Origin of the sequence: Desulfurella sp., from assembly GCF_023256235.1 — a bacterium.
Lineage (GTDB): Bacteria > Campylobacterota_A > Desulfurellia > Desulfurellales > Desulfurellaceae > Desulfurella.
This window is the reverse complement of record NZ_JAGDWY010000013.1, coordinates 1-6,712: the sequence shown is the minus strand read 5'-3', so window position 1 is coordinate 6,712 and position 6,712 is coordinate 1. Positions and strand designations below refer to the sequence as shown.

At 32.1% G+C, this 6,712-nt stretch carries 9 protein-coding genes; 1 reads left to right on the top strand and 8 read right to left on the bottom strand.

All coding sequences use genetic code 11. From position 1 onward, the window contains the following. Positions 1–97: 97 nt before the first annotated feature. The 8 genes from apgM to mobB form a co-directional block, all read right to left on the bottom strand. Positions 98–1,330 (bottom strand): 2,3-bisphosphoglycerate-independent phosphoglycerate mutase, encoded by a 1,233-nt coding sequence (gene apgM / locus Q0C22_RS01465; RefSeq protein ID WP_291490317.1) that lies wholly within the window; start codon positions 1,328–1,330, stop codon positions 98–100. A gap of 70 nt (positions 1,331–1,400) precedes the next feature. Then, positions 1,401–1,877 (bottom strand): cyclic pyranopterin monophosphate synthase MoaC, encoded by a 477-nt coding sequence (gene moaC / locus Q0C22_RS01460; protein ID WP_025392651.1) that lies wholly within the window; start codon positions 1,875–1,877, stop codon positions 1,401–1,403. 3 nt (positions 1,878–1,880) lie between these two features. Then, the gene (gene moaA / locus Q0C22_RS01455) at positions 1,881–2,843 is read right to left on the bottom strand and encodes a GTP 3',8-cyclase MoaA (RefSeq protein WP_291490316.1); all 963 of its coding nucleotides are present in this window, start codon (positions 2,841–2,843) and stop codon (positions 1,881–1,883) included. Next, positions 2,831–3,427 (bottom strand): thiamine phosphate synthase, encoded by a 597-nt coding sequence (gene thiE / locus Q0C22_RS01450; RefSeq protein WP_291490315.1) that lies wholly within the window; start codon positions 3,425–3,427, stop codon positions 2,831–2,833. Before thiE ends, moaA begins: the two co-directional genes overlap by 13 nt. Next, positions 3,397–3,930 carry an HAD family hydrolase gene (locus Q0C22_RS01445; RefSeq protein WP_291490314.1) on the bottom strand — a complete coding sequence of 178 codons (534 nt, stop codon included), beginning with the start codon at positions 3,928–3,930 and terminating at the stop codon, positions 3,397–3,399. Before Q0C22_RS01445 ends, thiE begins: the two co-directional genes overlap by 31 nt. Then, a complete protein-coding gene (locus Q0C22_RS01440) occupies positions 3,918–4,745 on the bottom strand; it encodes a lysophospholipid acyltransferase family protein (RefSeq protein ID WP_291490313.1) in 828 nt (275 codons plus the stop codon). The genes Q0C22_RS01445 and Q0C22_RS01440 overlap by 13 nt, the downstream gene beginning before the upstream one ends. Beyond that, a complete protein-coding gene (locus Q0C22_RS01435; protein WP_291490312.1) occupies positions 4,742–5,776 on the bottom strand; it encodes a glycosyltransferase family 4 protein in 1,035 nt (344 codons plus the stop codon). The genes Q0C22_RS01440 and Q0C22_RS01435 overlap by 4 nt, the downstream gene beginning before the upstream one ends. Then, on the bottom strand, positions 5,773–6,282 hold the full coding sequence (gene mobB / locus Q0C22_RS01430; protein ID WP_291490311.1) for a molybdopterin-guanine dinucleotide biosynthesis protein B: 510 nt from the start codon (positions 6,280–6,282) through the stop codon (positions 5,773–5,775). The genes Q0C22_RS01435 and mobB overlap by 4 nt, the downstream gene beginning before the upstream one ends. A gap of 162 nt (positions 6,283–6,444) precedes the next feature. Between mobB and Q0C22_RS01425 the strand changes: the two genes are divergently transcribed. Continuing rightward, positions 6,445–6,642 carry a hypothetical protein gene (locus tag Q0C22_RS01425; protein WP_291490310.1) on the top strand — a complete coding sequence of 66 codons (198 nt, stop codon included), beginning with the start codon at positions 6,445–6,447 and terminating at the stop codon, positions 6,640–6,642. Positions 6,643–6,712 lie beyond the last annotated feature (70 nt).

Below are 6,712 nucleotides of genomic sequence, written 5' to 3'. Positions count from 1 at the left end.
AAATCAAGCAAAAATATAAAAATGCTTATTTTTTTACATTTGCAAATTGTTATAAATTATGGAACTAATAAAAGTTAAAAGCTGTTTTTATTTTATTTTATAACATGTTGAAGTTGTTTAAAAAATGTTTAAACAATTGAGAACCCGAACCAAAAAATAAACCGCTGTTTTGAGCTAATGTTTCAGAATAACTAATAGCAGAGTATTTATCTAAAGTTCTTTTTTCCGTTTTGGTAGAAAAACCGCAAAAAGGAACCGGTTCAGGGGTATGTTTTTTTAGTCTAACCTGATTATAATGATCAGGTAAAATCATTAATGTATAGTCGCCGAATTTTTTTAGTCCTTCAAGTACTCCTCCTGCTATAAATTTATCGAAATCTTCTATAGCTCTAAGCTTTTTATCTATGGAACCTTCATGCGAAGCTTCGTCTGTAGCTTCTACATGAATATAAACAAAATCTCCGTCATGCAAAGAATTCATCCCATATTCAACTTTGCCTGCATAATTTGTGTCTAAATAACCTGTAGCGCCAGGGACATTGATAACTTTAAGTCCTGCATATTTTCCTATGCCTTTGACTAAATCTACGGCCGAAATGACCGAACCTTCGAGTCCGTATGCCTCTTTAATAGTAGGCATGGAAGGCTTATATCCCTGACCCCAGAGCCAAATAGAATTTGCAGGCAATTTGCCTTCTGCAATTCTTTTTTTATTTACTTCATGATTTTCCAATATTTTTTCAGCTTTTTTCATAACTTCGACTATTTCGGAACTTGAAGGAGTACCGTGAGGAATATAATCGTCGATCTGCAGGTCCGGAATATCATGAGGAGCAACTGTTTGAAGTCCGTTTATATTTATATTTTTAACTACAAGCAGATGTCTGTAGCTAACTCCTGAATAAAATCTAAATCTATCGCTCCCGAGTTCTTGCCTAAGCGAATCTATAATCTGCTTTGCCTCTTCGGTCGTAATATGACCGCCGGAGTAGTCATGCATATATTTTTTGCCGTCTTTTTCAAGTATATAGACATTGTTTTTTAAATATAAATATGAACCATCTTTTGTTAGAAACCTGTAGGTACAGCTTGTTGATTCATCCGTTTTTAAAGCGGATAATTTTTCTAAAATATTATGTTTGTCATCTTCGTGAATTTTGCTAAACCAAAATAATGGATCTGATAGTTCTTCTTTTGTATAGCCCGTTAAGGATTCAACATAAGTATTTTCCAGTAAATCAATGCTTATTATTTCTACATTTTCGCCTTTTATACTAACTATTGATTCATAAATAATTATGGGTAACTTTTTAAATAATGCATCTTTCATATTTTTAAACTTTTCTTACATAACTAAATTTATTATAGCAAATTTATTGAAATGGGCAAATTTTTAAAATTTAGAGTTGCCTTTCAAAATCACCTGATTTGCCACCACTTTTTTTAAGCAGATAAATATCTGTTATTTCAATTGATTTATCTATGGATTTACACATATCGTAAATAGTTAAAGCAGCAATAGAACAGGCACACAAACTTTCCATTTCAACACCCGTTTTTGCTGTTATTTTTGCGGTAGAAATCACTCTTATTGTACAATCTTCGTCGTTTAATTCAAAATCAATGTTTATTTGCTCAATATTTAACGGGTGGCACATCGGTATCAAGTGTGGCGTTTGCTTTGCACCCATTATGCCTGCTGTACTTGCCACAGACAATACATCCCCTTTTTTAACTGTACCTTCTTTAACTGCAATGTATGCTTGTTTAGATAGTCTAACAATAGCTTGCGCGCTAGCAATTCTAAGCGTTGCCTCTTTGTTTGATACATCTACCATGGTAGGCTTGTTTTGTTTATTAAAATGCGTAAATTCCACTTTTTATCCTCCAATATTAGAAAAAGATTGATGGATATTTGTTGTAAGCAATTGATGTTGTTTTGGTTTTTTTGTTATAGACTTTTTTAGTAATTCTTTTATTTGTTCTAAATCTTTTTGTTTTAACACATCTTTAAAATTGATTTTTATATCGTGTCCAAGACACAGTATCAGATTTCCATCAGAAGATAGTCTAATTCTATTGCAAAAAGCGCAAAAATTGTGAGATAAAGGTGTAATAAAGCCAACGCGTGTATTTTCAATTTCGCAATATTGACTTGGCCCATTTGTTTTATAGCTTGTTTGTCTAAGACTGTGTTTATTTTTAATTATACTTTTTATTTCATCTATGGATACAAAATTTTCTTTAAAATTTTCATTAAAATCTGTTGGCATATATTCTATAAATCTTATCTCGTAATTTCTTGATATAGCAAAATTCAGTAAATTTTCTATGCACTCAATATTGTAGGTACGCATAATTACGCTGTTGATTTTTGTATTTGTAAAGCCTGCTTTATCAAGTTCATCAAAACCTGACATTACATCGTCTAAATTGCCAAGCCTTGTAATTGATCTAAATTTATCTTTATCAAGCGTATCAAGACTAACCGTAACTCTATTGAGTCCGCTTTCTTTAAGCAATTGTGCATAGTGTTTTAGCAAACTACCGTTTGTTGTAAGTGATATATCGCTATAGCCAATATCTTTTAACATCTTGATAAGCCTGTATATGTGCTTTCTAACCAAAGGTTCTCCACCGGTTAATTTAATTTTTCTAACACCAAGATCATATGCGGCTTTTGCAAACAGCACAATTTCTTCATAAGTCAAAATCTCGCTCATATCTTTGAAAGGTACACCTTCAAGCGGCATACAATACACACACCTGTAATTGCATCTGTCTGTAACGGATATCCTTAAGTAATCTATTTTTCTACCAAAAGGATCTATCAACTGTTCCACTTTTTTATCATCTCCAAAAAATGCTCATAATCATTATACAGTACATCCGATATGCTTGTAAAGCCATAAGCACCAATGCCTTTTATGCTATCTATATTGGATAATTTTATACCACCTATAAGGTACGCTGGCTTTTTAGATAAACTAACCATTTGTTTGGCAAGTTCTGTTCCGATTACCACTGTGTCTTTTGTGCTTGTTTCAAATATTGCCCCAACACCGATATAATCTACAAAATCAACTTCCGGGCTTAAAACTTGCTCTATAGAGTGTGTTGATAAACCAATGATAAAGTTATTAGGCACGATTTTTCTCAAACTTGATGGTGGTATATCATCTTGTCCCACATGAACACCATCTGCGCCAACAATCAAGGCAATATCTACTCTATCATTTACAATCATCAAAACATTGGCCTGTTTTGTAAGACTTCTTATTTGAAAACATTCATTTAGCATTTGCTTGCTTGATAGATTTTTTGCCCTGTATTGAATCATCTGTGCGCCAAAATTTAATAGCTTTTTGCATGTGCCTATACTATCTGTTTCAAGCGTTATTCCATAGAAACCTTTTGGTAAATCCATAGTGCTACCTCATATAAATTTTTAAATATATAAGATGCTTTTGTTGTCGATTTATACTTTTTGCCTTCTCCAGTTAATACCAAAATTGGCTCAATATCCGCATTTAAGCCTAGCTCAATATCCGTTTCTTTATCACCTATAACATATGAGCCTTCTTTTTTTATATTAAAATCAGCAATTGCTTGATCGATTAAAGCTGTTTTTGGTTTTCTGCAAGCACAATTATCTTCAGGCAAATGCGGGCAATAGTAAAAAGCATCTATCAAATTCGAACAACGTTTGTTTATTATCTCGTGCGTCTTTCTTACAAATTCTTCGCTAAAGTATCCGCGCGCAATACCTGATTGATTTGTAATTATTATAATTTTATAGTGCATTCTGGCAAATAACTCAAGAGCTTTTTTTGTGTAAGGCAAAAGTCTAATATCACTAAAGCGCTTCAAATACCCTGCGTCTTTAATAATTGTACCGTCTCTATCCAGAAAAACTGCTAGGTTTTCCATCTATTGTGCATCCATAAGTATTTTGTTGGCTCTTTTTTTATCCAATCTTCAAATTCTGCGTAAATGCTACGCATTATTGTATATACGGCTTGCCTAAATGGCTCATCTTTTGGATATATAGGTTTTTTTATAACTATCTTGTATGTTTTGCCTTCTTCTTTTAAATATGCTGGCAAGATTGGCGTTTTATTTTTGTATGAAAGCACAGCTATGCCTTCTGATGATTTTGCCTTTTTTCCAAAAAAATCCACTTCCAAACCTTTTGAGCCTCCATACTGATCTGCAAGTATTCCAAGTATCTGATTTTTTTTAAGCATATTTAAAAATTCAAAAGTTGAAAGCCTGGATGATACAATATTATTACCACAAGACTGTCTTAAATTTAAAACAAGCCTGTCAAGAGCCATATTATCAAGTGGTCTTACCATTACATTAATTGGTTGCTTTAATACAGCAAAACCACACACAAGCATCTCAAAATTGCCAAAATGGGCAGTTGTAAAAATAACGCCTCTATTATTCGCTAAAGCTTCTTCAAAGTTTTCCAATCCTTCTATCTTAAAATGTTTTTCTATGAATTTTTTATTCCCCAGATATTTAATGTTTACCGCAACCATTTTAGCAAAATAAAGGTAAGTTTTAAAAAGTATATTTTTTGCTTTTACTCTATCAACACCTAAGGCTAATTCAATATTTTTCAAACCAATTTTTTTTCTGCTTGTCAAAATAAAATATAGCAAAATACTTATAATGCTAAAAAAACAAACTAATACATGATATGGTAAAGCTCTAAATAATCTAAAAATAAATTTCATTTTAAAATAAGCCTTTCATACAAGCTTTCCAATTTATCTATTTTTTTTTCTATTGTCAAATGTTCTGTTGCAAATTTATAAGCATTATTTATCAAATTGCTATCTTTGCCAATATAGGCTTTAATTAAGCCATCTGATAAGCTTTTTTTTGTAGGCTCAACCAAAATTCCTCTGTGGTCTTCGAGTAGTTCTGGTATAGCACCAATATTTGTACCAATAACCGGTACTTTTCTAAAAAATGCTTCTATTATAACATTAGATAGAGCTTCTTTTAAAGATGGTACAACCAGGTAATCAAACGCGCTCATAAAGCGTCCTGCATTTTCAACAAGACCATATATTTTTACTCTGTCTGATATACCAAGCATTTTGCATTTATCTAAAAGATTGTGTGTATCTTTGCCAATTATTGCAAGTGTGGCATTTAATTTTGAAACAGCAAAAGATTCAAGAAGCAAATCATGGCCTTTGTAGCTTGAATAATTTGCAATAATACCAAATACAAAACCATCTAAACCAAGATATTGCCTTGCAGCTTTTCTATCTATATATTCAAGTGAGTTTTGATCTATGGCGCTATAGATTATATGAATCTTTTTTTTACTTATAAAAATCTTTCTTAGTGAGCGTTCAACTGCCATAGCATTTGCAATATACGCATCAATTTTTGGGTTTAGATATTTGAATAAATTTTGTGGCGTAAAAATAACACCGCGTTGGACAACTAGTTTTTCTTTTTTCCTAAATCCAACAGATTTTAAACCTATTGCATGACCTTTTGGGTGGTGTGTATGAATTATATCAATGTCTTGCTTTTTTAAAAAATCCTTTATGATTTTTGCAGATCTGTTATTATCATCAAAAATCTCTATAATTTCGCAATATCCATTAAGATTTTTGTAAACATAAGAATCTTTAATTGTTGCTACAAAAACTCTATGGTTTCGCTTTATGAGCTCTTTAGTATTTAATACAACCTGATTTGCCCCACCAGAAAGAGAAAATGCTGGTTCTATTTGCAATATATTCATTTTTTCATTTTTGATACATGCTCGTGGTGTTTTATAAACTCCACAATGCCTTTGTAGTCATCAATGTACCTTGTTGGTACACCAAAGTGTCTTTGAGGCTCATCTGTTACAACAAGTATAACATTTTCTATACCACTTTGCACAAGAGGCGTATAGCTAAATTCGCTTCTATAGACTTCAATTTTTGGTATATCCTCAAGCTTATAGCCTTCTACAAATACATAATCGCAATAATCAAAAAAGGATAGAATCTCTTTGAGCGCTTTTTCTTTATCAACATCTTGAATTAATGCCCATTTATTTTGAGAAGATATAGCAACACAACTTGCCCCAGCCGATTTCAATCTATATGTATCTTTACCCTTATGATCTATCTCAAAATCATGCGCATCATGCTTTATAGCTCCTACCAATTTATTTTCTTTTTTAAGCTCAGCTATAATATGCTCTATTAAAGTGGTTTTTCCCACATTAGAATGTCCAATTACGCCTAACACATAACTCATTTTGAAACCTCCAAAAATCATTATATGAGTTAATAAAGATTAGTCAAACTTTAGCTTTTGCTGTGTTGTTAATGTAAATTACAATGAGATTTTTCTTGCAAATTTGTATTTTTTGTGTATATTACCTTAATCTAAGAGTGACATTTGAGGAGGTTTTAGACAATGTCAAACTTATTGAACAAAAGCTTTAAAACAGCAGCATTAGCAGTAGTAGTAGCATCAAGCTTAACACTTGCGTCTTGCCAAAAAAAACAGGCAACAAACGCAACTAACACTACAAACACTACTAATGTAACAAATGCAACAAACGCAACAGCTGCACCAGCCAATGCAACAAATGCAACAAACGCAACAAAATAAGTTGCGTGAAACTTTTTGTGCACAAAAGGTGTCAAGCAGGGCAGCTTTAGGCTGCCTTTTTCTTTTTAAT

Coding starts and splice junctions, on each gene's coding strand:
- apgM (WP_291490317.1), bottom strand. CDS start 1,330: ATGAAAGATGCATTATTTAAAAAGTTACCCATAATTATTTATGAATCA.
- thiE (WP_291490315.1), bottom strand. CDS start 3,427: ATGGATTTACCAAAAGGTTTCTATGGAATAACGCTTGAAACAGATAGT.
- Q0C22_RS01445 (WP_291490314.1), bottom strand. CDS start 3,930: ATGGAAAACCTAGCAGTTTTTCTGGATAGAGACGGTACAATTATTAAA.
- Q0C22_RS01440 (WP_291490313.1), bottom strand. CDS start 4,745: ATGAAATTTATTTTTAGATTATTTAGAGCTTTACCATATCATGTATTA.
- Q0C22_RS01435 (WP_291490312.1), bottom strand. CDS start 5,776: ATGAATATATTGCAAATAGAACCAGCATTTTCTCTTTCTGGTGGGGCA.
- mobB (WP_291490311.1), bottom strand. CDS start 6,282: ATGAGTTATGTGTTAGGCGTAATTGGACATTCTAATGTGGGAAAAACC.
- Q0C22_RS01425 (WP_291490310.1), top strand. CDS start 6,445: ATGTCAAACTTATTGAACAAAAGCTTTAAAACAGCAGCATTAGCAGTA.